The organism is Flagellimonas marinaquae (assembly GCF_023716465.1).
GTDB lineage: Bacteria > Bacteroidota > Bacteroidia > Flavobacteriales > Flavobacteriaceae > Flagellimonas > Flagellimonas alginolytica.
The window spans coordinates 3,622,513-3,648,861 of record NZ_CP092415.1 but is presented as its reverse complement, the minus strand read 5'-3'; the positions used below and the strand labels follow the sequence as shown (position 1 = coordinate 3,648,861).

Below are 26,349 nucleotides of genomic sequence, written 5' to 3'. Positions count from 1 at the left end.
CTTGAAAGTAACACGTAAAATATATTTGGATTATAATGCAACCACACCCACCGACACAAAGGTAGTGGAGGCCATGCTGCCGTATTTTACCCAAAATTTTGGCAATGCGAACAGCGACCATTCTTTTGGTTGGTATGCTGAGGACGCAGTCGAAACTGCTAGAAATCAAGTTGCCAAACTGGTAAATTGTAGGGCAACTGAAATAACATTTACATCTGGAGCTACGGAAGCCGCCAATCTGGCTTTGTTTGGATTTTGCAAAGGGAACAGGAATAAGGGAAATCATATCATTTCCTGTAAAACCGAGCATAAAGCACTTCTAGAATCTTTGGAAGCATTGGAATCTGATGGTTTTGAAGTCACTTATTTGGATGTGGACAGACAAGGAAACTTTGATCTGGATGTATTGAAGGCAACGATAAAGCCGTCCACAATTTTGGCGTGTTTAATGTTGGCCAACAACGAAACAGGCTTGATTCATCCGATTAAAACCATAGCCGAAATAGCGCATTCCAAAAATGTTCCTGTGATGTCCGACATTACGCAAGCTGTTGGTAAAATTCCTGTTGATTTACAAGAATTGGGAATCGATATCGCTATTTTTTCATCACACAAACTCTATGGACCTAAAGGTGTTGGCGCACTTTACTTGAATAAAAGAAAAAATATTTCCATTGATAAACACCTTTATGGAGGCAGTCACGAAAAAGGAGTCAGACCAGGAACTTTGAATGTTCCTGGCATTGTTGGTTTTGGTGCAGCTTGTGAAATTGCAAAGCAAAGCTTGGTAGAGAATCAGCAAAAATTCAAAAGTCTTCAAAACCAATTGGAGGAGGGGTTGTTGACAATAGAAGGAGCAACCATTAATTGCCTGGATGAAGAACGGTTATCCAATACCACAAATGTGTCGTTTAAAGTAATTGATGGCACCAAGCTACTTCGTTATTTGAACACGTTGGCCGTTTCTCGGGGTTCTGCGTGCACTTCAAATCAAGTAAATACGTCCCACGTGCTAAAAGCGATGGGAATTGAAGATGAAACGGCCTTGGCCAGTCTTCGTATCAGTACAGGGCGAAGCACCTCTTCGGAAGACGTTGAAAAAGCCTTGTCTGAAATCAAAAAAGCCGTTAACCAACTAAAAACAATTGCTGTATGAGAGAGTTGGACATGATCATATCAAAGTATCAAGAGCTCAGGTTGCAAGAAATCCGTTGCATTTTGGCCACCGTAGTACATGTTGAGGGCTCATCATATCGGAGAGCCGGTGCACGAATGTTGGTGGACGAATATGGAAATATCACAGGAGCTATAAGTGGAGGTTGTTTGGAAGGTGATGCGCTCAGAAAAGCACTTTTTGCATTGGACCTACAGGAAAACAAATTGGTCACATACGATACCAGCGATGAGGATGATGCGGTAATCGGTGCACAATTGGGCTGTAATGGAATTATTCAAGTCTTGTTCGAGCCCATTAATTATACCGATAGGCATAATCCCTGTGAGCTATTGAGAACTGTTGCCGAACAGGAAGTTCCAATGGCGGTGTCTGTTGTTTTTAATTTGGATAAATCCCAACAACAACTGGGAACCAGTTTGGTTACGGATGAAAATCAGGCAGTTTCAGGACAGCAGCTTCCCGATGATTTACAACAAGCTTTGCTTGTTAAAAGTAGAGAGGTCATCAATGAAAATGCATCTTGTTTTGCAGAGCTCACAACGGAAGAGAAAACAGATTTTGTGTTCATCCAAATCCAACAACCCCCAGTAAAATTGATTTTGGTAGGAGCAGGGAACGATGCCCAAATCCTGGCGCAACAGGCTGATTTGTTGGGATGGAAAGTAACCGTTACCGATGGTAGACCAACACACGCCAATAAAAAACGTTTTGTCGGATCATGTCAAGTTATTGTTACTAAACCAGAAGAAACACTAAAAAACATCAATATAGATCAACGCACTTGTTTAGTGTTGATGAGCCATAATTATAATTATGACCTAGCGGTACTCAAGTTATTGCTTGGAAATGCAGAGACACCATATATCGGTATCCTTGGGCCGTTAAAAAAGTACAATCGTATGCTTAACGAGCTTTTGGATGAAGATATTGAAGTGTCAAAGGAAGATCTAGCCAAAATCCATGCACCCGTAGGGTTGGAAATAGGCTCAGAGACCCCAGCCGAAATCGGATTAGCCATTTTGGCTGAGATTCAGAGTGTATTGACCAACAAGGGAGCGCGACCCCTAAAACAGAAAACTGAGCCGATTCACGATACAAAACAGAATCAATTTCAAAAAATAACCCTATGAGTTCAGAAGAAAACATTGCGGTGGTTGTTTTGGCAGCAGGTGGCTCTACCCGTTTAGGTCGACCAAAGCAGTTGGTTGAATTCAAAGGGAAAACACTTTTGGAGCATACCCTGAAACAAGTGATTATGCTTGGCTTTGAACACAAGATTTTGGTACTGGGCGCAAAACATCAAGAGATACAGGAGCAAACCGATACAGATGGGTTTACAGTGGTGGTTAACCCCGATTGGGAACAAGGAATGGCATTAAGCATAAAGCTGGGCTTAAAAACCGCCTTGACAGTGAAAGAATTGGACCATGCACTCTTTCTGGTATCCGACCAACCCTTTTTGGAACACATCAACTTAACCAAACTGGTGCAAGCTCAACTCACCAAGAAACCAAAAGCGACCTATTCCAAATACGACGATAGTATTGGAGTTCCCGCTATTTTTAACAAGGAGGCATTTCCGTTGTTGATGGAATTGGAAGGAGACGAAGGAGCGAAAAAGTTGATTTACGCAAAAGAATTCGACTATGGTACTGAAACCTTTAACAAAGGCGGGTTTGATGTGGATACGGAAGAGGATGTTCGACAATTAAAGAAAATGGAAGCATGAATGTGACGATAAAATATTTTGGTTTGGTGGCGGAAGCCGCTGCAAAGTCGGAAGAGATTTTGGAACTGCACGGAGCGATTACCGCTTCGGAGCTGAAAGTACAATGTTTGAACGGATTGGCTATAGCGGACAAAGATTCGGTACAGATAGCCGTGAACCAAAATTTGGATGATACCATATCAATTAATGATGGAGACGAAGTGGCTCTATTGCCACCGTTCGCAGGAGGATGAGCAGGTACGACAGACAAATAAAACTAACGGAAGTTGGACTCGAGGGCCAAGAAAAGCTTCGCAATGCCAAGGTGTTGCTAGTTGGTGTTGGAGGATTGGGCTGTCCTGCTGCGATGTATTTGGTAGGTGCAGGAGTAGGTAAAATTGGTTTAATGGACCATGATAAGGTCGATATGTCCAATCTGCATCGACAAGTTTTGTTTCAAGAATCGGATGTTGGAAAATCGAAAGCTGCGGTGGGTAAACAACGCTTAGAAAAACAAAATAGTGAGGTGCGGTTTGAAGTGTATAAAGAGCCGTTGACCATGGCTAATGCTGAAAACATCATACAGCAATATGATGTTGTTTTGGATGGTACGGACAATTTTGAAACAAAGTATCTCATCAACGATGCTTGTATTTTGGCAGATAAACCTTGGGTATTTGCATCCATTTACAAAAATGAAGGGCAATTGTCGGTCTTCAATTATAAGAATGGCCCTACCTATCGTTGTGTGTTCCCGAAAAGTACGCGACAGAACATCAGTTGTGAGGCTACAGGGGTTTTGGGTGTATTACCGGGCATCTTGGGAACGCTTCAGGCTGCCGAAGTCCTTAAAATCATCCTTGGGGAGGGAGAGGTGCTTTCTGGTAAGCTAAAGTTGATCAATATGATGCAAGCTAGCGAGCAGACCATCAACATAAACAAACGCCCTGCAGAAGTAGAAAAAATTTGCAAAAACGGAATAGCGCCCGTTTACATCGATTGTGATTTAAAAAACAAAGAACATTGGTATCTCGACGTGCGAGAAGTGTTCGAACAACCCAAACCGAAAGGCAAAAAGGTGCTGAGCATTCCAATGGGGGATTTAACATCTCGATACCAAGAAATACCAAGCAATCAGGACGTTTTTGTGTTCTGCCAGTCAGGAAAACGAAGCAAAAACGCCATAGAAATACTTAAAAACGAATTCGGCTTTCACAATTTGAAAAACGTAGAAGGCGGTATAGAAACAATTATTGATGGATAAGAAGAAACCAAAAAAAGTATTTGTACAAGGAGCGATTCCTCCCGAAAAAATAGCAACTTCGGTGGCGAACCACCAGAGCAAGACCAATATTGGCGCCCATAGCATTTTTTTGGGGCAAGTAAGAGCGGACAAAGTGGATGGCAAAACCGTCACCGCAATTGATTACACGGCTTATGAAGAAATGGCGGAAAAAGTGTTCCATGAAATTCGGGAAGAGGCCTTTGCCAAGTTCGATATAACCTGTGCCCATATTTATCATAGTTTGGGCAAGGTAAAGGTTGGCGAGTTGTGCTTGTTCGTGTTCACCTCTTCGGCACATCGAAAAATCACTATTGAAGCGACCAACTTTTTTGTGGAGGGAATAAAGGCGAAAGTACCTGTGTTTGGCAAGGAGATTTTTGAAGACGAAACCCATCAATGGAAAGTAAATAGGTAAATGGTAGACATTACACATAAAGTAACCACTTTGCGGGAAGCCACCGCAGAAGCTATCGTAAAAACGAGTAGTCAAACTACGATTGATGCGATACAAAACAATGCCGTTCCCAAAGGGAATGTGTTTGAAATGGCAAAGGCAGCCGGCTTGTTGGGTGTTAAAAAAACACCAGATTTGTTGCCTGATTGTCATCCCTTGCCCATTGAATACACGGGAATCGATTATGAAATCAACGGCTTGGAGATTATCATTTCCATGACAGTCAAGACCATTTACAAAACAGGGGTAGAGGTGGAGGCGATGCACGGAGCCAGTATAGTAGCACTCACCATGTACGATATGCTGAAACCGATTGATAAAAACGTCGAAATAAGCACCATTCGGTTGAAATCCAAAAAAGGAGGGAAGTCCTCGTTTAAAATAAACTCAGAGGGATTGACTGCTGATGTGGTGGTCTGTTCCGATACCATTTCGAAAGGAAAAGGGGAGGACAAAGCAGGCGAAGCCATTATCGAGAAATTGAAGTCTTTGGGTGTGCCATCCCAAAAAAGCATCATTCCCGATGAAGCTGACGAAATCATCCAAAAATTGAAAAATACCAAAGCCGACCTGTTGATTTTTACAGGAGGAACAGGTGTAGGACCAAGAGATGTCACCCCACAGACCTTGGAGCCCTTGTTGGACATCAAACTAAAAGGAGTAGAAGAACAAATACGAAGCTACGGGCAAAACCGTATGCCGTATGCGATGTTTTCACGTTCCATCGCGGGCATAAAGGACGGCAAATTGATATTGGCACTGCCGGGCTCCACCAAAGGTGCGGCAGAGTCCATGGATGCGATTTTCCCCCACGTGCTGCATGCATTTAAAGTGATAGAAGGAAAAAGGCATGATTGACAAAAAACCACAAATAATAGACAATTTCGGTAGGCCACATACCTATCTGCGTATTTCATTGACGGACCGTTGCAACCTGCGGTGCTTTTACTGTATGCCCGAAGAAGGTATTGAGTTAATGGAAAAACCCAGCATCATGACCTTGGAAGAAATCATTGAGATTACAGGGACATTTCGGGATTTAGGGGTGGATACGGTACGGTTGACGGGCGGCGAACCTTTGGTTCGGAAGAATTTCGGCTATTTGGTCGAAGAGTTGGCCAAGTTGGGTGTCACCCTAAAATTGACTACCAACGGCATTGTGCTGGACAAATATTTGGACTTGTTTGATAAAATTGGCCTGCGTAAAATCAATTTTAGTTTGGATACGTTGGACAAGGCAAAATCGATATTCATCACCAAACGGGATTATTACGAGCGCATTATGCGCAATCTCGAAATGGCGCTCGATATGGACATGCACATCAAACTAAATGTGGTATTGATCAAGGGAGTTAACGATAATGAGATCAACGATTTTATTGCACTGACCCAACATAAAGATTTAAGTGTCAAATTTATTGAGTTTATGCCTTTTAAGGGGAATAAATGGGACTGGAGCAAGGGAGTTTCCAAAGAAGAAATTTTACAGACAGTCGGAGACAAATTCGGGGAAATAGAGACTTTGCAAAACCCAAAACACAGTACGTCCACCAACTATAAGGTGAAAGGGCACCAAGGCAGTTTTGGGATTGTGAGCACAATTACCAATCCGTTTTGTGATGAGTGCAACCGTATTCGATTGACGGCCGATGGAAAAATGAAAAATTGCCTTTTTGCCACCTCCGAAACCGATTTATTGACCGCGTTTCGCAATGGAGAACCCATAGAAAACATCATTTTGGAGTCCATCAAATCCAAAAAACATTCCCGGGACGGTATGGACGTAAAAATGGATGCAGAACACTACGAGCAAAACCGTTCAATGATTTCAATAGGAGGCTGATGGTTACGATAGAAGAAGCACTTCGTATTATAGAAGACCAGAAAATTGACCTGAAAACTGAGGTTAGACCTCTTGAGGCATCACTTGGGTATGCCCTTTCTAAAAATATTATATCGCCTTTTGATGTCCCCGAGTTTGATAATTCCGCCATGGATGGATATGCCCTGTGTGGACTTTATCAGGAATATAAATTGGTAGGTGAGGTGGCTGCTGGCGATTCCAAGGAAGTTTCATTGCAAAATGGCGAAGCGGTTCGGATTTTTACTGGTGCGAAGGTGCCTGAAAATACTACGGCTGTGATGATGCAGGAGAAAACCTCCGTTAAAGACAAGACGCTATTTCTTGATGAAATGCCCAAAGTGGGTCAGAACATCCGAAAAAGGGGCGGTCAGTTGGCGGAAGGGCAAGAGGTTTTTGAAAAAGGACATATGTTGAATCCACCCTCTTTGGCGTTAATGGGCAGTTTGGGAAGGTCTGAACTGGAAGTTTTTTCCAAGCCGCGAGTCAACATCATCACAACAGGGAATGAACTCGTAAAACCCGGTCAACCAAAGTTGGTGGGACAGATTTACGAATCCAACAGCTACGCGATTGCAGGAGCTTTGCGACAATTCGGATTTCAGTACCATCAAAAGACACAGATACAAGATGATTTTGAGGCCACAAAAGCAGGCATCAAAACCGCATTGGAGTCTTGTGATGTGTTGATTATTTCTGGTGGAATTTCGGTCGGGGATTATGATTTTGTAAAACAATCCCTCGAAGAAAACGGAGTTAAGGAGTTGTTTTACAAGGTGTTTCAAAAACCGGGAAAACCGCTCTATTTTGGACGAAAGGAAAATCAATTTGTGTTTGCCTTACCAGGAAACCCGGCATCCTCGTTGACTTGTTTTTATGTGTACGTGCTTCCGTTGCTTCACAGATTATCGGGATATCGGAGGACTGGTTTGCCAACCTATCAATTCCCAATAAAACATGGGTATGAAAACCGTTTTGGGCGTCCATCCTTTTTAAAAGCTGCCGTTATTGACGGAAAAGTAGAGATTTTGGACGGTCAAGGCTCGTCCATGATTCAATCCATGGCCAAAGGTAACGCGCTCGCTTTTGTGGATGATGGCGAAAAGTTAACAGTGGGTGATTTGATTCGATGTAAGCTAATTTCCTAAACGATGAGCGTCGAATACCTGCCCATGGTCTTCTTTTTGATCGCGCTGTTTTACAGTTCGGTCGGCTTTGGGGGTGGGTCCAGTTATTTGGCTATCCTCAGTCTTTTTTTGACGGACTTTTACGAGATACGCTCCACTGCACTAATTCTGAATATTTGCGTGGTCAGCATAGGAACACTATTTTATATTAAGAATCGGGTGTTCAACCTTAAAAAGTTTTGGCCTTTTTTGGTGGCAAGCATTCCATTGGCCTATCTGGGTGCGCAATTGCGACTTTCAGAGGCTTCTTTCTTTTTAATTTTGGGAACTGCATTGATCTTGGCAGGTATTTTTATGCTCTTGCGTTTTGTGAAGAAAAAAATGGACACCAAAGCATTTTCAAATCCCAATAAAGTGATATTGGGAGGGGGTATAGGATTACTTTCAGGGATTTCGGGGATTGGTGGGGGTATTTTCCTTTCTCCGGTATTGAATCTATTAAAATGGGCGAATCCAAGAACGGTAGCTTCGTTGGCATCTGTTTTTATTTTGGTCAATTCCATTTCTGGGTTGATCGGTCTGAATATGTCGGGGACCTTTACATGGAACAGTGAATTGATATGGCAGCTCATAGTTGCCGTTGTGATCGGTGGGAGTATTGGTTCCTATCTGTCCAACAAAAAATTTAATCTTAAGTTTTTGGGAATGCTCACCAGTATTTTGGTGCTCTATGTGGGTTTTCGTTTGATATTACTTCACGGATTTGGTATCCGTATTTAAATCAGCTCTAACATTTCTTGAGTGTGTTGCTCCACAGTTGCCTGAATCTGGGTATTCATCTGTTGAAAGGCAGATAGCACCTTTTTGCCCCTTGGTGTCAATTCGGCGCCTCCACCTTGAGTACCGCCTTTATGAAGTTTCACATAAGGCTGTTGTCCCCGTTGGTTCATATCCTCCACCATGGCCCATGCTTTTCGGTAGGACATGCCCATTTCCTTGGCCGCTTTGGATAGGGAACCGTTTTTATCGATCAAAATCAATAGTTGTGCTCGCCCTGGTCCAAAAAACTTTTTTCCATCGATATCGATCCAGCATCGTACTTTGAGATCTTTTTTATCTGTCATAGTAGTCCAATTTAAGAATCAATTGCAAAAAATAAGAAGAGTTTGGTATAAAAACCACCACTGGGCGAATATGAAACTGAAAGTGTTTAATGTATAGCTAAAAAAGATAGCATCAAGCTTTTCCAGAATAAAAAATATTTTGAAGTAAGTCGAGATAAAATATTTATCTAAAGTATTGTTTTATAACCGATAAGAATTAATATCTGTTTTTACGCATATTAGTCATTCTAATTTATAGCTAATATTCAATACTAAAGGCAAGGGTAATCCGTTTAAGTACTTTAAATCAAGAAAAAGACTACAGATAATATAAGATATTCTCATTTTATTTATTGTAGAAGCATAAACCAAAGTTCCCTTACATGATAGAACCTTACTAACCACACCACCCAAATCCGAAAGTTTTATTCCACTCCCCATAGTTGATATATCCATTGTGGCGGAACCAACATAGTTGCCGATAGGTGACCTGGATTTCTTGTGTCCTTACCTGGGCAGTTTATTTTAATATTTAACCAACAGTAATGCAATCAACCATTATTTAATATGAAGCAACTTTTAACTCCTATTTTATCCTTCTTTTTTCTGATTCTACTATATGGGTCGGTAAATGGACAGACCGTAACATCCGCAACCTCTTGTGGTGAGTTAACTACAAATTACACGGATAGTTCCCATTCGGGAAATACCAACGATCCGATTTTTCTTTTTGAGGGCGGCACTAGTTCGGGCGAACTCTCGTTCGAAGAGGTGGTTGGGGCCACTTATGACTGGTATATCTTTAACCCTTCCACAAACTCCTATGACGAACACGCATTGAATTCAACCCCGACCCAAACCAACTTGTCAGACGGCGGCTACCTAGTGGTAAGGACAGATGGTGGAGGTACCATTACAGAAGGCAGAGCTTGGGTATGGAGCACTAGTATAGTGGCGGATGCAGGAGCCGATATCAATATTTGCAATGGGTCCAGCACTACCATCAATGGGTCAGGAACCGTTCTTAACCCTAGTTTTACGTATTATGATCCTGTCCCGAGACCGTTTAAAATAGATAACAATACCATAATTACAGTAACATTTGATGCTGTTCATAGCTATGTCTCCGATTTGGCCTTCTATTTAATGTCGCCGGATGAGGCAACTATTGTGACTTTAGGTGTGAACGAACCAGGAAATGCTTGTAATGGAGGCAGTAATGTTTCCAATTTGAGTTTTACCAATGACCCCTCCATTGGAACACAAATTTTTGATCTATGTGGAACGGGAGCTCCATTAACGGGCACCTATAACCACTATTATGTCGATTATTCGCCAGCATCGGGCGCAACTGCTATAGATATGTCTTCATTAATTGGATATGATGCCGGACAAGGGGGCTGGAAAGTAATGATATATGATTGTGAAATGTTGGACACAGGCAGTCTTACTGGCGCGTCCATTACTTTTAATGATGGTTTGGGCAATACCAGAACATATAGCAGTGGGGCAATTAATGTAGCTATTAATGACAACTCTTGCAGTTCCGGTTCAGCCTCAATTTTTGAAGTCCCATATATTACAGCTGCCCCAGCATCGGAAACCTTGACGATTGCCACAGGTACAGGTGTTAATAGTACGGGTGGTTTTGAATGGTCTTCGAGTACAGTAGGGCCAAACGGTCCTTGGGGGGCATCATTCAATAATTCAACGGCATCGCCGGTTATAAGTCCCGATCAAACAACTTGGTATCGATTGCAAATCGATAATGGTCTGGGTTGTAGCTCCGAAGATGTAATACAAGTCTCAGTTACCGATGCTCCAAATTCTGGAGTGGGAACCGATACGCAGGCATGTATTGGGGATACTGCGATAGACTTGAATGGTTTGCTATCGGGAGAGGACACCGGTGGTGTTTGGTCAGTTTCAGGAACTTCTGTCGATGTACCAGGTATGGATTTCGATGCAGCGGCCGGTACGTATGACCCTACAACAGCAGGTGCCTATACCTTCGAATATAACGTAACAGCGGTATCACCGTGTACCATCGATGCCATTACATCGGTAACTGTTACTGTATCATCATTATCGGACACGGGAACGGATCAGCAACTTTCTATAACAAATGCATCTGGCACTATCGACCTATTTTCTAGTTTGGGAGGTGCTCCGGATGTTGGAGGTATTTGGTCTATGGATGCCACGTCCACCGATGCGGGATCAAGTTTCGATGCAGTTATGGGAACGGTGGATACTTCCGGACTTTCCTTTGGAACTTATGTGTTTAACTATACCATTGCCAGTTGTATTACATCGGTAAGTACAATCACCTTGGAGTACCCAAATCCTTGTGGGGCCGTGGACACCGATGGTGATTTAATTAATGATTTATGTGATGATGACGACGATGGAGATGGGTATTCGGATATTATGGAGATGGCTGAGGGCACAGACCCAAAAGATGAAAATAGTGTTCCCTTGGACACGGATATGGATGGGGACCCCAATAGTACCGACCCCGATGATGACGGGGATGGCACTACGGATGCCAATGATGCCTTTCCGTTAGATGATTCGGAAGATACTGACACCGATGGCGACGGAACAGGGGACAATGCCGATATTGATGACGATGGAGATGGATATTCGGATATTGTGGAGATGGCTGAGGGCACAGACCCAAAAGATGAAAACAGTGTTCCCTTGGACACGGATATGGATGGTGACCCCAATAGTACCGACCCCGATGATGACGGGGATGGCACTACGGATGCCAATGATGCCTTTCCGTTAGATGATTCGGAAGATATTGACACCGATGGCGACGGAACAGGGAACAATGCCGATACTGATGACGATGGGGACGGATTTTCGGATCAGGCAGAAATTGATAGGGGAACAGACCCTCTGGATGCTACAAGTTTTCCACAAGAGGATGATCTTGAAGAAGAACCAATTGTTCCCGAATCAAAAATAGTGCCCGCCCAGGCATTTACTCCGAATGGTGATGGAAATAATGATTTTTGGGTCGTACCAGGTTTGGCAAATTACCCTAACAATCGAGTAACTATTTTCAACAGGTCGGGCCATGAGGTTTTCAAAACGCAATCCTATCAGAACAATTGGGGGGGCTTTTATAAGAATAACAATAAAAAACTACCAGCTGGCTCATACTTCTATATAATAGATTTAGGTGATGGCAGCGCACCGCTTCAAGGCTGGATTTTCATCAATTACTAATACATACCAAATAACCAAAATGATATTTTTAAAAAATAAACCACAAGTTTTAATCATGGCCCTGCTATTTACGATTATGGCAGCAGGTCAACAAGACCCCAATTATTCTTTTTATCGATATAGTATGAATATTATAAACCCTGCATTCGCAGGTAGTTCAGAGACTTCTGAGCTGGTGTTGGGTTTTAGGAGTCAATGGGCAGGTGTGGAAGGCGCACCAGAAAGCCAAAGTGCTATTTTTGGCATGCCTGTTGGCAAAAAACTTGGATTGGGAGTATCTATCCTAAACGACCAGACCTTTATTGAGAAGCAAACATGGTTGGCTGTGGACGTTTCGTACTTTATTCAACTTAATGAAGAAATAAAACTATATTTTGGTTTAAAAGGTAGTGCAAACTCCTATAAGGCCAATACCGATGGATTAGTAACATACGGGGTAGGGCAAGATGCAGCTTTAACTAACGTAGATAGCCGATTTACGCCGAACATTGGAGCAGGGACCTACCTCCAACATGAGCGCTATTTTATTTCCTTGTCCGCGCCCAAGCTTTTGAGCTCAGACCGTTTGGAGGAACGTGATGGCAATGCGTATCTAAGTGAAAACCGATTGCATGCCTATTTGAGCGGTGGCTATACATTTTTATTGGGCAAGACCTTGGATTTGAAAACCTCTGGAATGTTTCGTTATGTAGATGCATCGCCTATTTCTTTAGAATTGACCGGTATCCTTGATTTTGGGGAACGGTTTGAGTTCGGAGCTTTGTACAGATTCGATGAGAGTTTTGGAGGGCTGGTGCTGTTCAATATCAGCAACGGTTTTAATATTGGTTATGCCTATGAAGCATCTACCAGTAAAAACATTGATAATCTTAGCAACAATACCCATGAAATGTTCATGAGGTTAAAAATGTAGTAGGTCGATAAACCTACGTTTAGGCCCCATGAACTTCATGGGGCTTTTTTATGTTGATTAACGGATAAATATGGATTACCTTAGGTTTTCCATATTGATACATTTTGCAAATGCAACTTTGCATTGCTTTTGAATCCTCATCTTAAAAAAACAAAATCCCGTTCAAGAAAACTTGACGGGATTTATTTTTTCAAGCAGAACCAAAGTTGCGCTTGATTGCGGAGGAAGAGGGATTCGAACCCCCGGAGGTGTGACCCTCAACAGTTTTCAAGACTGCCGCATTCGACCACTCTGCCATTCCTCCTAAGCGGGTGCAAATATATAAAGGTTTTTGTTATCCCAAAAGACCTTTTTATAATATTCTGAAAATAAATTCCCCATCCTGCCATCTTTACAAATCACCTTCAAACTTTGGTAGATTCATAAAGCTATTTTAAGGCAATGGTCATACCTTTGCTGTTATGCTAGAATGGTATCATTATTGCCTCTTGGTCGCAGTCGGATTTGCAGTTGGATTTATTAACACTGTTGCAGGAGGAGGTTCCTTGCTCTCCTTGCCCACACTTATATTTTTGGGATTGCCTCCCGCTATGGCCAATGGCACCAATCGTGTGGCTATTGTGATTCAGAACGCTATGGCCACCGCTGGGTTTAAAAGCAAGGGGATCAGTACTTATCCATTTAATATTTATTTGGGGATTTCCGCTTTTTTGGGGGCTATAATCGGTGCATATATTGCAGTGGATATTGATGATGAAACCTTCAATAGAATATTGGCCATAGTGATGATGGCCGTGGTGCTCATCATTATTTTTAAACCTAAAATGAGGATAGATGACATTCAAGAGCGACTTACGGGAAAATATCTGTGGATTGCCATTATCGTATTCTTCTTTTTTGGAATTTATGGAGGCTTTATCAATGCGGGCCTCGGGTTTTTAACAATACTTTTTTTGCATTATTTTAATCATATGAGTTTGGTGCGGTCCAATGCTACCAAAGTTGTTGTGGTATTGATATATATGTTATCGGCACTGGTCGTATTTGCTTATAACGATAAAGTAGACTGGAAATTAGGTCTTATACTCGCCATTGGAAATGGCTCGGGCGCGTGGTTCGCCAGTAGGTTTTCGGTAAATAAGGGAGACGGATTTATTAAAACATTTTTAGTTATCGCCGTAGTTTTAATGGCCATTAAACTATGGTTCTTTTAAAATAAGATTAGTATGCCAGGATTTGAACTTTTTGGAGACAAGGAAAGAAAAGAAGTACAGGACGTTATGGACTCCGGAGTGTTAATGCGCTACGGGTTTGATGCCATGCGAAATGGACACTGGAAAACCAAAGAGCTGGAGACTGCTTTGGCGAAAAGAATGCAGGTTAAATATGCCCACGCAGTAAGTAGTGGAACAGCCGCTTTAACAGTGGCGTTGGCCAGTGCAGGAGTAGGGGCGGGTGACGAAGTAATAATGCCAACGTTTACATTTGTCGCAAGTTTTGAATCCATATTGGCACTTGGAGCTGTACCGATTTTGGCCGATATTGATGATACGCTAACATTAAAACCCGAAGCCGTTGAAAAAGCAATCTCTCCAAGAACCAAGGTAATTATGCCCGTACATATGTGCGGATCTATGGCCAATTTGGATGCGCTGAAAGCCATTTGTGATCAATATGGATTGTTGTTATTGGAAGATGCTTGCCAAGCGATTGGGGGCACCTACAAAGGTAAACCTTTGGGTAGTATTGGTGATATGGGATGTTTTTCGTTTGATTATGTTAAGACCATTACCTGTGGTGAAGGCGGAGCCATAATCACCAATAATGGCACATATTATGAAAATGCCCATAAATATGCCGATCATGGCCACGACCACATAGGAAACAACAGGGGAGCAGAAGAGCACCCATTTTTAGGATATAATTTCCGTATTTCTGAAATGAACTCAGCAGTTGGGGTGGCTCAACTTTCTCGGCTGGATGAGTTTTTAAATATTCAAAAACGGAACTATAGTATTTTGCGAGAAGCATTGTCCAGCATTCCCGAAGTGGTTTTTAGAACCGTACCGAACGGAGGAGAAGAGAACTATTCATTCCTAAGTTATTTCCTTCCTTCGGAAAATCTAGCCCAAAAAGCGCACCAAGTGTTAGGTGATAAGGGAGTAGATGGATGTTTTTATTGGTATAACAACAATTGGCACTATTATAAAAAGTGGGAGCATTTGACCAATATGAAGTCGTTGGGAAATCTTCCAAAAGATGTAAAGGAGGTATTGCCAGATTACAACGAAGCTGATTTCTCTGAATCTGATAAATGGATGTCCAGGAACATTTCCTGTTTGATCAAATTGGGATGGTCGGAAGAGGAGGTTAAAACACGGGCCAAGCAAATGGTCGATGCCATCAAGGCAGTGTTATAAGTGGTCTGTTATCGATTGCATCTAGTTCGGTGATGTTGAACTTTCGAATCAGTATTTTACATACTCCACGATTTCCAAGCCATAGCCTACCATACCAACGCGCCTGGTTTGCCCAGAATTGGTAAGCAAACGGATCTTGGAAATATTTAAGTCGTGTAAAATTTGTGCGCCGATTCCAAAATCCTTGTTGTCCATTTCAATTTTTGGAGCCTTGTTTATGCCTTCTCCTTGTAGTTTTTTAAATTCGGACAACCTGCTCAATAAATTCATGGATTGGTTGCCTTGATTTATAAAGATCATCGCACTTTTGTCTTCTGTGTTCAAGGCATTGAACATACGCTGTAAAGTTTCATCGGGATTATTGGTCAATGTCCCCAGAATATCGTTGTTTACCAAGGTAGAGTTGATACGGGTCAATACTGGTTCACCGCTCTTCCAATTACCTTTCAACAAAGCAACGTGCACCTGGTTGTTGGTGGTTTGCTTGTAGGCCCGCAAACGAAATGCACCAAACCTGGTATTTATGGTAAACGACTCTTTGAGCTCGATAAGGCTATCGTGCTCCATACGATAGGCGATCAGATCCTCTATCGAAACAATTTTTAGGTCAAACTTTTTGGCAACTTTCATTAACTGTGGCAAACGGGCCATAGATCCATCTTCGTTCATGATTTCCACAATTACCCCGGCCGGTTGCAGTCCGGCCAATCTGGCAAAGTCAATGGCAGCTTCGGTGTGGCCTGTACGGCGCAGTACCCCTCCCTCTTTGGCAATCAACGGAAAAATATGTCCTGGACGCGCCAGTTCGTGGGGTTTGGTTTCCTCTTTGGTCAGTGCCAGAACCGTTTTGGCCCTATCGGAAGCCGAAATCCCTGTGGTAACCCCATGTCCTCTTAAATCCACAGAAACAGTAAAAGCGGTCTCCAACGGGTCGGTGTTGTGATTTACCATTTTATGTAGCCCCAGTTCTTTACAACGACCCTCGGTAAGAGGTGCACAGATAAGGCCCCGGCCATGTGTGGCCATAAAATTGATGGTCTCCGGAGTAATCAGTTCTGCCGCCGCCAAAAAATCACCTTCGTTCTCTCTGTTTTCATCATCCACTACAATTATTACCTTCCCTTCCCTAATATCGGCTATAGCATCTTCTATGGCATCCAATTCTATTTTTTTGTCCATGGCGATCATTGGTCTTCTTCTGTGTCTTTCTTTTTAAATAATGATTTGATGCGGTCTATAAAATGACCGAATCCTACCAACCCTTTATCCGCAGTTGCACGCCTGGTAAGCGAAATGCCCAAGGGCAGCATGATCAACGTGGGCAGCCAAGCCCCAATTGCGGGGTGAATGTTTCCTTCTTTGGCGTAATTTCCGGCAAATACACCGATAAAGTAATACGTCAAAAATAAGATTATTGCAACGACCATGGGCAATCCCAGTCCTCCTTTTCGAATAATGGCCCCTAAGGGCGCCCCAACGAAAAACAAAATGATACAGGATAGGGCAAGAGCATACTTTTGGTGCAGGGACAAAATATGGCTATTATAAAATTTATACCTGCTTTGAAGTTCGTTCTTTTTTGATTTTACTGTATTTAAAATACTTGAAATCTCATTTTGGGCCTTTTTCATTACCTGGATCTGTTCCCATTGTTCCAAACTTTCAATAAACCCATCGATGGTTGTAATGGAGTCCTCTTCTTTTTCTGTATTTTTCTTGATTTCGGGTTGGATGAGTTCCAATTTTTTTTGGGTAGTGTCCCGTGGTCTTTTAACCGGAAAAGCTCCCATTCGATTGGTCACGTTTTTGGAAAAGGCTTCCACTTTTTCCAAATTGTTTTCACGTAATGAGTCGATATCCTTTATCAATCGACCTACATTTTTCATTTTGTTGGTCGTAATATTTTGATCTTCTTCCAGGTCCTGCTCATCGAGCTCGGAAATATCGATATTAATGGTGTACTTTTCAAAATCTGCCCTGGCAAATGGCTGTTTTCGGCGCTCCTTGGAATCTTTTGGGAGATGTTCGAGGTAATAATTTCCATCCTTAAGCACCAGTTGAATGATATCGGATTCCTCACTACTGATCAATTCACCGGATTTCGCCTTGATCACCGTGTTGTTGATGTTTTGTTTCGTTTTTTTATGGATGATCACATTATCTAAAAAACGGTCCTGTTCACCATATTTTTTATCAACTTTTATGTTCATGCCCTCACCTGTTCCTTCAAAATCACTAAAAACACCTTCTGTAATAGCTGCTGCCGGTTTTACTTTGGCTATATTTTTTCTGAGGTTGAACATTTTCTGCTCCGATTTTGGGATTACATCATTTGCAAAAAAGAAAGTGACCAGGCCAAGGAACAGTACAAAAACAATCAAGCTTCGCATTCCCCGTTGCAAAGATATTCCCGAAGCTTTCATTGCCGCAAACTCATAGTTTTCGGCAAAAGTACCAAAGGTAAGGATGGAGGAGAGGAGCACCGTTAAAGGTAACACCTTGTCCACCAAAGTTGGGATAAAGTAGAAAATAAACTTGCCAATAATAACCATGCCCAGTCCTTTTCCCGCAAGATCATCTATGAAAAGCCATATTCCCTGAAAGATGAATATGACGATCAGAATGAAGAAGGAACTGAAGAAGTTGTATAAAAATCTTCTTAGTATATACTGATCAAGTATTTTCAATGCCTAGTTTCTTATAATATAGTACCCTTTGTCCTCGTACTTTTTCTCGTCAAAGGTAAACAGAGTACTTGAAATGGGCTGATTGGTTTTGAAAGAATTAACGGTGATAGTGGTTTTTGTACCGTTGTTTCCCGTTTGGATCAATTTATAAATGTGCTTGGTCTGTGTGTCGATACCCAGCAGAACGGATTTGATCTCGGTGTTGGAGTCGATGGGGATCAATTTAACGTACTGTATTTTTCTTCCGCCCACATTTTGTAGGATGTCCCATTTATAGTTATGTCCCGTTTTGTAGAAGGTCAACATTTTGGAAGGGCTTACGTTGTCGTTGTCCTCGTTGACATTTTCTATGGTCACTTCTTCATTTTCTGGAACCACGGTGTACACTTTTTTTCCATCGTAAAGTTGATTGGCCCCGAAATAGTTAAGTACATATTTTTCGCCGGCAAGGGTTACGTTACCGTTGGTTTCCTGTTTTAGGTTCGCTTCTGTGTTTTCCAAAGTGGATTGGAAATCAATATGTATGTTGTCGTAACTTTGAACTTTGTTGTAAACTTCATCCAAAAGTGCCTTGGCTTTTTCCGAGTTTTGGCCGTAAGAAAAAAGCCCTGTGGCAAACAATACAATTAAAAGAATACTTTTCTTGATCATCATGGTCTTATTTTGCTTCATTTTCTAATAGTTGATCTAGGGCGTACATGTCGGGAATCAGAACTTGTCTTGCCTTGCTTCCTTCGAATGGTCCAACAATTCCTGCTGCCTCCAACTGATCTATGATTCGACCAGCTCTGTTGTACCCTAATTTTAATTTACGTTGGATCAAAGATGCGGAACCCTGTTGGGCCGTTACGATAACCTCGGCAGCCTCCCTGAACATGGCATCCCTGTCCGCGATATCATTATCAAGACTTGTGCCACTTTCTTCACCGACATACTCTGGTAGTAAGTGCGCTTCAGGGTAAGCCCGTTGGGAGCCTATGTAGTCCGTTATTTTAGCTACCTCGGGCGTGTCCACAAAAGCACATTGCAGCCTTGTAACATCGTTTCCTTGTGTATAGAGCATATCTCCGCGACCGATGAGCTGGTCGGCACCTTGTGCATCCAAAATAGTTCTGGAGTCAATCTTAGAGGTTACCCTAAAAGCTATCCTTGCAGGGAAGTTAGCCTTGATTATACCGGTGATCACATTAACCGATGGTCTTTGTGTAGCAATGATCAAGTGGATTCCGATGGCTCGTGCCAATTGTGCCAATCTGGCAATTGGGGTTTCCACTTCCTTGCCGGCCGTCATGATCAGGTCGGCGAACTCATCAATGACCAATACAATATAGGGTAAAAACTTGTGCCCATCATTCGGGTTTAATTTTCTTGCCTTGAATTTTGCATTGTATTCTTTAATGTTCCGGACCATGGCAGTTTTTAACAGCTCATATCTATTGTCCATTTCAATACAAAGCGAGTTCAAGGTATTGATCACTTTTGTGTTGTCCGTAATAATGGCCTCGTCGGAATCGGGCAATTTGGCCAAAAAATGACGTTCGATTTTATTGTAAAGGGTCAATTCCACCTTCTTGGGATCTACGAAAATAAACTTGACCTCTGCTGGGTGTTTTTTATAGAGCAAAGATGTAATTACAGCATTTAAACCTACGGACTTTCCTTGTCCCGTAGCACCGGCCATGAGTAGGTGGGGCATTTTGGCAAGGTCGACCACAAATGTTTCGTTACTGATTGTTTTTCCAAAGGCAATAGGTAGTTCCATTTCGGCCTTTTGGAACTTATTGGATGCAATAACCGACCTCATGGATACAATGGTTGCGTTTTTATTGGGTACCTCGATACCTACCGTTCCTTTGCCGGGAATCGGGGCAATGATCCGAATGCCCAGTGCAGCCAAAGAGAGAGCGATGTCGTCTTCCAGGTTTTTGATCTTGGAGATACGGATTCCGGCTTCGGGAACAATTTCGTAGAGGGTAACAGTTGGTCCAATGGTAGCCTTGATCTGTGCAATCCCGATTTTATAATTTTTGAGGGTGCTTACAATCCGGTTTTTGTTCTCCTCCAGTTCTTCTTGATTGATGGTAATGCCTCCCGAAGCACCGTGTGCCTCCAAAAGGTCCATTGTTGGAAATTTATAGTTCCCCAATTCCAATTTTGGGTCGAACTCACCAAAGTCTTCTACCAATTTGGCAGCCTTGGCATCGGTTTCTTCTTCGACAGGGGTTTCCTCTACTTTTAGGGATATATCGGATTCTTCCTCCTCGGGAATGTTTACGTCGAGCCCAGCTACATCCAATGGAGGAATATCTTTCTTATGGGTATAGGTGTCTACTTTTTCGGGCACGGTATCCTCTGTGGTCAATACCAAGCCGTCTTCTTCATCTTCAATAGGGGATTCCGTGGTTTTTGTTGATGGTTCGTCCTTCAAGTCCGATTGTATTTTCTGTTTTTGCCTTTTAAAGAAATTGGCAAATCCTTCTGGAGTAAAGTTGAACAATTGCACCAATATTACCATGAGAACAAAAACCAGAATTAAGAAGACTCCGATCTTACCGGTATAGTCCTGAAGAAAATCGTTTATTTCGTAACCAATAAGACCACCCAAAAGAGGAAAATCGGCAGCAAAGAAACCAAGGGCCACAGCCCCCCAGATTACTCCGACCAATCCCCATACCCATTTAGAGACCAATCGTTTAGTGTTTAGGCCAAGAAATAGGTACAATCCTGTTATGGCCAATAAAAACGGAAATGTAAAAGAGGCCAGCCCGAATCCTTTGTACATAAAAAAGTGGCTCACATTGGCCCCAAATTTGTTGAGCAAATTACTGGCCTCGGCATTGCGGTCCGCAAATTGGGACAGCATACTTTGATCCTCTTGCCAAGTAAAATAAAACGACATAAATGAAAAGAAAAGCGCAATGCTCAGAACAATCAATAGGCTACCAAAAATAATCTTGTTCTGCTTGGAAAGTGTAAAGGACACTTTCGTGTTGGCAGTTTTGGAGGTCTTGCTCGATTTGGATTTTGTTCTTTTTTTGGCCATCAATCGGTTTTAAGCGGGGCTAAGTTACAAATTTACGTTGCTTATTGGGTTGTTGGATTTTTTCTAAAATATCTTGGGTACATAGATAATCAATCCAATGATGCTCGCAATTATGGACACTATCATAACGGCTCCTGCCGAAATATCTTTTATTAGACCAATTTTAGGATCTAAATTCGGTTGAACATAGTCACAGATTTTTTCAATTGCAGTATTTGCGCCTTCAATTCCCATAACCATACCTATGGATAAAAGTTGTAAGGCCCATTCGGTTTCCGTTATTTGAAAGTAAAACCCAAGGGCCGTAACTATCAAAGCGATAACAAACTGGATTTTTATGCTGGGTTCTGTCCGTAATAACAAAAACATGCCCTTGAGGGCGTAACCCACGCTTTTGATCCTATTCTTTAAGAAAGATTCTTTAGGCATCCATCAATGCTTCAAGGGCGGCTTTGTAATTGGGTTCGTCCACAGTTTCCGCCACTTGTTCGGAATAGACTACTTCCCCATTTTCGTTGACCACTACTACCGATCGAGAATGTAGGCCTTGCAATGGGCCATCGGTAAATTCCACATTGTAGGATTTACCAAAGTTACCATCCCTAAAATCGGAAAGGGTCTCTACTTTATCAATTCCTTCTGCACCACAAAAACGTGCCTGGGCAAAGGGAAGATCCTTGGATATGCACAATATTTTGGTGTTTTCCAATTCGGCCGCTTCTTGGTTGAACTGGCGCACGGATTGTGCACATGTTCCCGTATCGATGCTCGGAAAAATATTGAGAACGACCTTTTGTCCTTTGTAGTTGGATAGGTCTACGGTTGAAAGATCATTTTTTACTAAAGTAAAATTCGGTGCTTGGGCACCTATTTCGGGTAGATTCCCGAGGGTATGAATTTCGTTTCCTTTTAATGTTACAGTTGCCATATTCGTAGTTTTGATTCGAATCCAAAAATACTAAAAAAACCTTCCCGAAGTCTGTTACGGGAAGGTTCTTATTTCTACTTGCAATTCAATGTCCGCTACTTGTCTATTGAGCCGAGTACCCTGGACATAAAACCATTCAGGGCTTCTTTCTTGGGAGTCCCTTTTTTGATTTCGTTGGATACCTCTATGGCACCATAAAGATTGGAAATCAACTCGCCGATAATGTCCAGTTCCTCATCTTTCAAGCTGGAAACCTCACAAACACTTTCCAAAGTGTCCGCCGTTTCTTGAAGATAATCCTCATCGTGCTCTTCGGCAAAGTTGACCATTTGTTTAATTATGGGCAATTTCATTGATCAAGTCTTTTAAAACATCGTACTTATTGGTCTGTACCTGATTTTTCAAGGATCCCTTGGAGAAAGTGGCAAAAGTGGGCAGGTTGTCCACATTGGCCAATTTTCTGGATTCCGGGAATTTTTCGGCATCGACCATTACAAACTTAATATTCTCGTTCAACGAAGCTTCTTTTTTGAACTTCGGCTTCATGATCCTGCAGTTGCCGCACCACGATGCGCTGTATTGCACCACAACGTTGTCATTGCCGGCAATGACCTCACTCAAATTGTCTTTGTCCAATTCTAGAACCATATCGTCTTAGTTTACGTGGTTGGCCAAGTAATTGGATACACCAGCTCTGTCGGCGTTCATGGCTTCTTTACCTTCTTCCCAGTTTGCTGGACAAACCTCGCCTTTTTCTTGTACGTGGGTATATGCGTCCACCAAGCGCAAGAATTCGCTAACATTTCTTCCCAATGGCATGTGGTTGATGCTCTCATGAAAAACGGTCCCTTCTTCATCGATCAAGTAAGTGGCTCTGTAGGTTACATTGTCGCCCTCTACCATTACGGAATTGGTTTCCTCGTTATAGTCTTCCTTCATAATGTCCAATATCCCCAAGGCAGATGCCAAATTCCTGTTGCTATCGGAAACTAGGGGATAAGAAACACCTTCGATTCCACCATTGTCCTTTTCAGTGTTCAACCATGCGAAATGAACTTCGGCAGTATCGCAAGAAGCACCGATCACTATGGTATTTCTTTTTTCAAACTCGCTTAAGTTTTGCTGAAAGGCAAAGAGTTCCGTTGGGCACACAAAAGTGAAATCTTTAGGGTACCAGAACAACAATACTTTTTTGTTCTCTGCCTTGGCTTTCTCTAAAATATTGATTTTGAACGTATCGCCCATTTCATCGATGGCGTTTACCTCAATACTTGGAAATTTTCTTCCTACTAAAGTCATTTATTGGATTTTTTTTGATTTTCTAGTAGCAAAAATAGAGTGGTTTTATGGCTTTTTCAAGAATGTAAATTGCTATTTCTTATAGCTGGATAATCCGTTACTATGCCATAAAAAAGAGGTGTTTAAATTGAGCATGTCTCAAAAATGAGCAACATATTTTGAAGAGTTCTCAATAAAATAAAGTTGTTTAAAAACCAGAACGAAAATTTATTCTCCGCTTGGAGTGGCCAGTTGTTTTATCTTGATTCTAAAAGCGGCAAAAAGTAATGTCATAATCGGACTTAACCAGTTAAAAATAGCATATACCGCATATTCGGCTACTCCTACACCCAAAACACCGCTATGGTATGCCCCGCATGTATTCCAAGGGACCAAAACAGAAGTTACGGTTCCCGAATCTTCAAGGGACCTACTCAGGTTTTCGGGGGCCAGTCCCCTTTCTTCGTAAGCTTTGGAGAACATTTTGCCGGGTACTACAATTGCTAAATACTGATCGGACGCTGTTACATTCAATGCCAAACAGCTACCTACTGTACTGGCAAACAGCCCAAAAGTGGTCTTGGCCAATTTTAAGAGCGATTCCGTAATGCGTTCCAGAGCTCCGATACCATCCATAATACCGCCAAATACCATGGCACATACAATTAACCAAATGGTACCGAGCATACCCGACATACCGCCTGAGGAGAACAAATCGTTCAATACGGGATCTTCGGTCGTAATTGCAGCATCAACAGTTATGGCATTTAAAATGCCTTTGTAGCCTGATTCGAAATTTAGGGAGGTCCCGCCACCAATGTTGGCAACAATGTCCGGCTGAAAAATTAGTGCGAATACGCCACCCAGCAAGGTTCCTATCAAAAGCGCCATTAACGGCGGGGCTTTTTTAACGATCAATGCGATTACGGCCAAGGGTACGATAAAAAGCCAACCGTTTATGTTAAAGGTAGAACCTATATTCTCGAGCAGATAACTTGTATCCGCCACTCCGGATGTATCAATGGTGAAACCAAGAATAATAAAAACGATCAGGGTTACCATAATAGTGGGAACTGTGGTGTAGGTCATGTAGCGTATGTGGGAGAACAAATCCCCACCGGCCATGGCGGGTGCCAAATTGGTCGTATCGCTCAAAGGAGACATTTTATCTCCAAAATACGCTCCAGACAGTACGGCACCGGCCGTCATTCCCAACGAAATGCCCAAAGCATCCCCGATACCGATCAAGGCAATACCAACGGTAGCTGCAGTGGTCCAACTACTTCCCGTGGCAATGGAGATTATGGCACAGATTACAACGCTGGCGGCCAAAAATATGGTAGGATTCAATATTTGAAGGCCATAATAGATCATTGCCGGAATAATTCCGCTGATCAACCAAGTGCCGGACAAAGCACCTACCATTAAAAGGATAAGTAGGGCACCTGTGGTGGACCGAACATTTTCGGCCACTTCTGCAATCATACTTTTGTACGATACCTTATTAAAAATACCAACTACCGCTGCAACGGCACCGCCCATTAAAAGGATAAACTGGTTGGAGCCACTAAGGGCATCGTCCCCAAAAACATAGACATTGTATGCCAACATGGCAACAAGAGCAATAACTGGAATCAGTGCTTCCCCAATTGACAAATTTTTATTTTCTACTATGTTTTCATCTTCCCTAAATTTAGGCTTTTCCGTATTTTTCGGCATTTGGTCTGAGTTTGTTAGAAGGTAATATTACGATTTTGCACTATGTTGTGCAAGCCCCTTACGCTCGAGAACTAGGCCAAAACTCGTATCTGGAGCCAAGATTCCCAGCTCTTCCATGCACTCCCGCATGGTTTTGTATGTTTTTTTTATATCGTTGTCCAAACCAATGGAAAAGCGGATAAGTCCTTGCGATAGGCCAAGTTCTTTTTGTTCCTCTTCCGGAATTTCGGAGGAGGTCGATGTGCCAGAAGCGCTGAAAAGGGTCTTGTAAAAGCCCAAGCTTACAGCTAAATACCCGAGTTTTTTTCGTTGCATCGATTCCATTAGGGCGTTTGCTTTTTCCACTGACCCAACATCTAGGGTGAGCATTCCCCCATAACCGTATTCGGGATTCATTTGGGCGTTCATCAGATCATGGCCAGGATGGTTTTCCAATCCGGGGTACACAACTGTTAAACCATCGTTCAGGAACTGTTTTGCCAAATAATCGGCATTTTCGCTATGCTTTTTGATCCGAATGTGGAGGGTTCGCATATTTTTCAAAATGGAGGCGGCCCTCAAACTATCCATAGTGCTGCCCAACAACATACCAGCTCCGTTGTTCACATCTTTTAGGCTCAAGCAAAAATCGGTAGAGGCACAAACGGCACCTGCAACACAGTCACTGCTTCCGTTTATAAATTTGGTTAGACTGTGCACAACAATGTCGGCCCCCAATTGTGCAGCGCTTATGCTCAACGGGGAAAAGGTGTTGTCCACTACGAGCGGTATACTATTTTTCTTTGCGATTTTGGAGAGAGAAGGGATGTCCGCTATTTCCAAAAGAGGATTGCTTATCGCTTCGCAATATATCATTTTGGTTTTTGGTGTGATGGATTTTTCGACCGTATTTAAATCGGTGATATCGATAAAGGATACCGAGATATTGAACTTTTTTACGAAATTTTTCAAAAACGCGTAGGTACCCCCATAAATGGTTCTACTGCAAACAATGTGGTCGCCAGAATCGCATAATTGAAGGATTACCGCAGTTATCGCTCCCATACCACTTGCATAAACATTGGCCGATTCGGTACCTTCCAATTGTGCCATGGCCTCGCCCAAATACAAGTTAGAAGGGGAGGAGTGACGGCTATACAAATAGCAGCCTTCGGTATTGCCTTCGAAGGTATCGAACATGGTTTTTGCAGACAGGAATGTGTAGGTTGATGAGTCTGATATAGAAGGGTTTATACCTCCAAATTCACCAAAATATTGAAGGTCCTGTATGTGTTCTGAAGCTTTATAGTCCATAATGAGTTGTTTTTTGATAAAAATAAGATATCACAGGAATATTGTCAATCCTTTGAGATAAATCAGGAACTATGTTCTTTAAAATGATAAATATTAGGAAATTGTTCTTAAAT

The 26,349-nt window shown here is 42.3% G+C and carries 26 protein-coding genes and 1 tRNA gene; 14 read left to right on the top strand and 13 right to left on the bottom strand.

Translation table 11 applies throughout. The features are described from left to right. Window position 1: 1 nt before the first annotated feature. The 10 genes from MJO53_RS16215 to MJO53_RS16170 are packed head-to-tail and all read left to right on the top strand — an operon-like array spanning window position 2 to window position 8,392. Window positions 2-1,156, top strand: coding sequence for a cysteine desulfurase family protein (locus MJO53_RS16215; protein WP_252079885.1), 1,155 nt, complete (start codon window positions 2-4; stop codon window positions 1,154-1,156). Then, window positions 1,153-2,307: an XdhC family protein gene (locus MJO53_RS16210; protein WP_252079884.1), complete on the top strand. Its 1,155-nt coding sequence runs from the start codon at window positions 1,153-1,155 to the stop codon at window positions 2,305-2,307. The genes MJO53_RS16215 and MJO53_RS16210 overlap by 4 nt, the downstream gene beginning before the upstream one ends. Next, complete coding sequence (locus MJO53_RS16205) at window positions 2,304-2,906, top strand: nucleotidyltransferase family protein (protein ID WP_252079883.1); 603 nt, start codon at window positions 2,304-2,306, stop codon at window positions 2,904-2,906. Before MJO53_RS16210 ends, MJO53_RS16205 begins: the two co-directional genes overlap by 4 nt. Then, the gene (locus MJO53_RS16200) at window positions 2,903-3,139 is read left to right on the top strand and encodes a MoaD/ThiS family protein (RefSeq protein WP_252079882.1); all 237 of its coding nucleotides are present in this window, start codon (window positions 2,903-2,905) and stop codon (window positions 3,137-3,139) included. Before MJO53_RS16205 ends, MJO53_RS16200 begins: the two co-directional genes overlap by 4 nt. Continuing rightward, window positions 3,136-4,149 (top strand): HesA/MoeB/ThiF family protein, encoded by a 1,014-nt coding sequence (locus MJO53_RS16195; RefSeq protein ID WP_252079881.1) that lies wholly within the window; start codon window positions 3,136-3,138, stop codon window positions 4,147-4,149. The genes MJO53_RS16200 and MJO53_RS16195 overlap by 4 nt, the downstream gene beginning before the upstream one ends. Next, on the top strand, window positions 4,142-4,585 hold the full coding sequence (locus MJO53_RS16190; RefSeq protein ID WP_252079880.1) for a molybdenum cofactor biosynthesis protein MoaE: 444 nt from the start codon (window positions 4,142-4,144) through the stop codon (window positions 4,583-4,585). The genes MJO53_RS16195 and MJO53_RS16190 overlap by 8 nt, the downstream gene beginning before the upstream one ends. After that, on the top strand, window positions 4,586-5,482 hold the full coding sequence (gene moaCB / locus MJO53_RS16185; RefSeq protein ID WP_252079879.1) for a bifunctional molybdenum cofactor biosynthesis protein MoaC/MoaB: 897 nt from the start codon (window positions 4,586-4,588) through the stop codon (window positions 5,480-5,482). It begins immediately after the preceding gene. Then, window positions 5,475-6,467: a GTP 3',8-cyclase MoaA gene (gene moaA, locus MJO53_RS16180; protein ID WP_252079878.1), complete on the top strand. Its 993-nt coding sequence runs from the start codon at window positions 5,475-5,477 to the stop codon at window positions 6,465-6,467. The genes moaCB and moaA overlap by 8 nt, the downstream gene beginning before the upstream one ends. Next, window positions 6,467-7,633, top strand: a complete 1,167-nt coding sequence (gene glp / locus MJO53_RS16175) for a gephyrin-like molybdotransferase Glp (protein ID WP_252079877.1) — start codon at window positions 6,467-6,469, stop codon at window positions 7,631-7,633. Before moaA ends, glp begins: the two co-directional genes overlap by 1 nt. A gap of 3 nt (window positions 7,634-7,636) precedes the next feature. Continuing rightward, complete coding sequence (locus tag MJO53_RS16170; RefSeq protein ID WP_252079876.1) at window positions 7,637-8,392, top strand: sulfite exporter TauE/SafE family protein; 756 nt, start codon at window positions 7,637-7,639, stop codon at window positions 8,390-8,392. Here the strand turns inward: MJO53_RS16170 and MJO53_RS16165 are convergent. Beyond that, window positions 8,389-8,736, bottom strand: a complete 348-nt coding sequence (locus MJO53_RS16165) for a winged helix-turn-helix domain-containing protein (RefSeq protein ID WP_252079875.1) — start codon at window positions 8,734-8,736, stop codon at window positions 8,389-8,391. The two genes, MJO53_RS16170 and MJO53_RS16165, sit on opposite strands and share 4 nt — an antisense overlap. Before the next feature lie 546 nt (window positions 8,737-9,282). Between MJO53_RS16165 and MJO53_RS16160 the strand changes: the two genes are divergently transcribed. Together MJO53_RS16160 and MJO53_RS16155 are read left to right on the top strand one after the other, a co-directional pair. Beyond that, complete coding sequence (locus tag MJO53_RS16160) at window positions 9,283-11,955, top strand: gliding motility-associated C-terminal domain-containing protein (protein ID WP_252079874.1); 2,673 nt, start codon at window positions 9,283-9,285, stop codon at window positions 11,953-11,955. Window positions 11,956-12,010: 55 nt separating this feature from the next. Continuing rightward, entirely contained in the window at window positions 12,011-12,868 is an 858-nt protein-coding gene (locus MJO53_RS16155) for a type IX secretion system membrane protein PorP/SprF (RefSeq protein ID WP_224836769.1), read from the top strand. A 219-nt stretch (window positions 12,869-13,087) separates the two neighbouring features. Here the strand turns inward: MJO53_RS16155 and MJO53_RS16150 are convergent. After that, window positions 13,088-13,172, bottom strand: a tRNA-Ser gene (locus MJO53_RS16150). A gap of 157 nt (window positions 13,173-13,329) precedes the next feature. On the opposite strand from MJO53_RS16150, the gene MJO53_RS16145 reads away from it, so the two are divergent. Continuing rightward, a complete protein-coding gene (locus MJO53_RS16145) occupies window positions 13,330-14,082 on the top strand; it encodes a sulfite exporter TauE/SafE family protein (protein ID WP_252079873.1) in 753 nt (250 codons plus the stop codon). Window positions 14,083-14,094: 12 nt separating this feature from the next. Further along, on the top strand, window positions 14,095-15,288 hold the full coding sequence (locus MJO53_RS16140) for a DegT/DnrJ/EryC1/StrS family aminotransferase (RefSeq protein ID WP_252079872.1): 1,194 nt from the start codon (window positions 14,095-14,097) through the stop codon (window positions 15,286-15,288). Window positions 15,289-15,336: 48 nt separating this feature from the next. Here MJO53_RS16140 and ribB read toward each other — a convergent pair whose 3' ends face one another. The 11 genes from ribB to MJO53_RS16085 form a co-directional block, all read right to left on the bottom strand. Then, window positions 15,337-16,467 (bottom strand): 3,4-dihydroxy-2-butanone-4-phosphate synthase, encoded by a 1,131-nt coding sequence (ribB, locus tag MJO53_RS16135; RefSeq protein ID WP_369884636.1) that lies wholly within the window; start codon window positions 16,465-16,467, stop codon window positions 15,337-15,339. A gap of 5 nt (window positions 16,468-16,472) precedes the next feature. Further along, window positions 16,473-17,975 carry an LptF/LptG family permease gene (locus MJO53_RS16130; RefSeq protein ID WP_252079870.1) on the bottom strand — a complete coding sequence of 501 codons (1,503 nt, stop codon included), beginning with the start codon at window positions 17,973-17,975 and terminating at the stop codon, window positions 16,473-16,475. Window positions 17,976-17,978: 3 nt separating this feature from the next. Continuing rightward, a complete protein-coding gene (locus tag MJO53_RS16125) occupies window positions 17,979-18,626 on the bottom strand; it encodes a LolA family protein (protein WP_224837042.1) in 648 nt (215 codons plus the stop codon). 7 nt (window positions 18,627-18,633) lie between these two features. Then, window positions 18,634-21,018: a DNA translocase FtsK gene (locus MJO53_RS16120; protein ID WP_252079869.1), complete on the bottom strand. Its 2,385-nt coding sequence runs from the start codon at window positions 21,016-21,018 to the stop codon at window positions 18,634-18,636. A 63-nt stretch (window positions 21,019-21,081) separates the two neighbouring features. After that, the gene (locus tag MJO53_RS16115; RefSeq protein WP_252079868.1) at window positions 21,082-21,447 is read right to left on the bottom strand and encodes a diacylglycerol kinase family protein; all 366 of its coding nucleotides are present in this window, start codon (window positions 21,445-21,447) and stop codon (window positions 21,082-21,084) included. Then, window positions 21,440-21,946, bottom strand: coding sequence for a thiol peroxidase (gene tpx, locus MJO53_RS16110; protein WP_252079867.1), 507 nt, complete (start codon window positions 21,944-21,946; stop codon window positions 21,440-21,442). Before tpx ends, MJO53_RS16115 begins: the two co-directional genes overlap by 8 nt. A gap of 95 nt (window positions 21,947-22,041) precedes the next feature. Next, window positions 22,042-22,299 (bottom strand): DUF6952 family protein, encoded by a 258-nt coding sequence (locus MJO53_RS16105; RefSeq protein ID WP_224836777.1) that lies wholly within the window; start codon window positions 22,297-22,299, stop codon window positions 22,042-22,044. After that, window positions 22,280-22,594: a thioredoxin family protein gene (locus MJO53_RS16100; protein ID WP_224836778.1), complete on the bottom strand. Its 315-nt coding sequence runs from the start codon at window positions 22,592-22,594 to the stop codon at window positions 22,280-22,282. Before MJO53_RS16100 ends, MJO53_RS16105 begins: the two co-directional genes overlap by 20 nt. 6 nt (window positions 22,595-22,600) lie before the next feature. Further along, a complete protein-coding gene (locus MJO53_RS16095) occupies window positions 22,601-23,245 on the bottom strand; it encodes a peroxiredoxin (protein ID WP_224836779.1) in 645 nt (214 codons plus the stop codon). Window positions 23,246-23,452: 207 nt separating this feature from the next. Then, a complete protein-coding gene (nhaC, locus tag MJO53_RS16090; protein ID WP_252079866.1) occupies window positions 23,453-24,943 on the bottom strand; it encodes a Na+/H+ antiporter NhaC in 1,491 nt (496 codons plus the stop codon). Window positions 24,944-24,970: 27 nt separating this feature from the next. Then, the gene (locus MJO53_RS16085; protein WP_252079865.1) at window positions 24,971-26,236 is read right to left on the bottom strand and encodes an aminotransferase class I/II-fold pyridoxal phosphate-dependent enzyme; all 1,266 of its coding nucleotides are present in this window, start codon (window positions 26,234-26,236) and stop codon (window positions 24,971-24,973) included. Window positions 26,237-26,349: the final 113 nt, after the last annotated feature.

Excerpts from the sequence above, each read along its gene's own strand:
- glp (WP_252079877.1), top strand. The coding sequence starts at position 6,467 with ATGGTTACGATAGAAGAAGCACTTCGTATTATAGAAGACCAGAAAATT.
- MJO53_RS16205 (WP_252079883.1), top strand. The coding sequence starts at position 2,304 with ATGAGTTCAGAAGAAAACATTGCGGTGGTTGTTTTGGCAGCAGGTGGC.
- moaA (WP_252079878.1), top strand. The coding sequence starts at position 5,475 with ATGATTGACAAAAAACCACAAATAATAGACAATTTCGGTAGGCCACAT.
- ribB (WP_369884636.1), bottom strand. The coding sequence starts at position 16,467 with ATGGACAAAAAAATAGAATTGGATGCCATAGAAGATGCTATAGCCGAT.
- MJO53_RS16095 (WP_224836779.1), bottom strand. The coding sequence starts at position 23,245 with ATGACTTTAGTAGGAAGAAAATTTCCAAGTATTGAGGTAAACGCCATC.
- tpx (WP_252079867.1), bottom strand. The coding sequence starts at position 21,946 with ATGGCAACTGTAACATTAAAAGGAAACGAAATTCATACCCTCGGGAAT.
- MJO53_RS16155 (WP_224836769.1), top strand. The coding sequence starts at position 12,011 with ATGGCCCTGCTATTTACGATTATGGCAGCAGGTCAACAAGACCCCAAT.
- MJO53_RS16195 (WP_252079881.1), top strand. The coding sequence starts at position 3,136 with ATGAGCAGGTACGACAGACAAATAAAACTAACGGAAGTTGGACTCGAG.
- MJO53_RS16125 (WP_224837042.1), bottom strand. The coding sequence starts at position 18,626 with ATGATCAAGAAAAGTATTCTTTTAATTGTATTGTTTGCCACAGGGCTT.
- MJO53_RS16140 (WP_252079872.1), top strand. The coding sequence starts at position 14,095 with ATGCCAGGATTTGAACTTTTTGGAGACAAGGAAAGAAAAGAAGTACAG.
- MJO53_RS16100 (WP_224836778.1), bottom strand. The coding sequence starts at position 22,594 with ATGGTTCTAGAATTGGACAAAGACAATTTGAGTGAGGTCATTGCCGGC.
- MJO53_RS16105 (WP_224836777.1), bottom strand. The coding sequence starts at position 22,299 with ATGAAATTGCCCATAATTAAACAAATGGTCAACTTTGCCGAAGAGCAC.
- MJO53_RS16210 (WP_252079884.1), top strand. The coding sequence starts at position 1,153 with ATGAGAGAGTTGGACATGATCATATCAAAGTATCAAGAGCTCAGGTTG.
- MJO53_RS16165 (WP_252079875.1), bottom strand. The coding sequence starts at position 8,736 with ATGACAGATAAAAAAGATCTCAAAGTACGATGCTGGATCGATATCGAT.
- MJO53_RS16120 (WP_252079869.1), bottom strand. The coding sequence starts at position 21,018 with ATGGCCAAAAAAAGAACAAAATCCAAATCGAGCAAGACCTCCAAAACT.
- MJO53_RS16190 (WP_252079880.1), top strand. The coding sequence starts at position 4,142 with ATGGATAAGAAGAAACCAAAAAAAGTATTTGTACAAGGAGCGATTCCT.
- MJO53_RS16085 (WP_252079865.1), bottom strand. The coding sequence starts at position 26,236 with ATGGACTATAAAGCTTCAGAACACATACAGGACCTTCAATATTTTGGT.
- MJO53_RS16200 (WP_252079882.1), top strand. The coding sequence starts at position 2,903 with ATGAATGTGACGATAAAATATTTTGGTTTGGTGGCGGAAGCCGCTGCA.
- MJO53_RS16115 (WP_252079868.1), bottom strand. The coding sequence starts at position 21,447 with ATGCCTAAAGAATCTTTCTTAAAGAATAGGATCAAAAGCGTGGGTTAC.
- MJO53_RS16170 (WP_252079876.1), top strand. The coding sequence starts at position 7,637 with ATGAGCGTCGAATACCTGCCCATGGTCTTCTTTTTGATCGCGCTGTTT.
- MJO53_RS16145 (WP_252079873.1), top strand. The coding sequence starts at position 13,330 with ATGCTAGAATGGTATCATTATTGCCTCTTGGTCGCAGTCGGATTTGCA.
- nhaC (WP_252079866.1), bottom strand. The coding sequence starts at position 24,943 with ATGCCGAAAAATACGGAAAAGCCTAAATTTAGGGAAGATGAAAACATA.
- moaCB (WP_252079879.1), top strand. The coding sequence starts at position 4,586 with ATGGTAGACATTACACATAAAGTAACCACTTTGCGGGAAGCCACCGCA.
- MJO53_RS16160 (WP_252079874.1), top strand. The coding sequence starts at position 9,283 with ATGAAGCAACTTTTAACTCCTATTTTATCCTTCTTTTTTCTGATTCTA.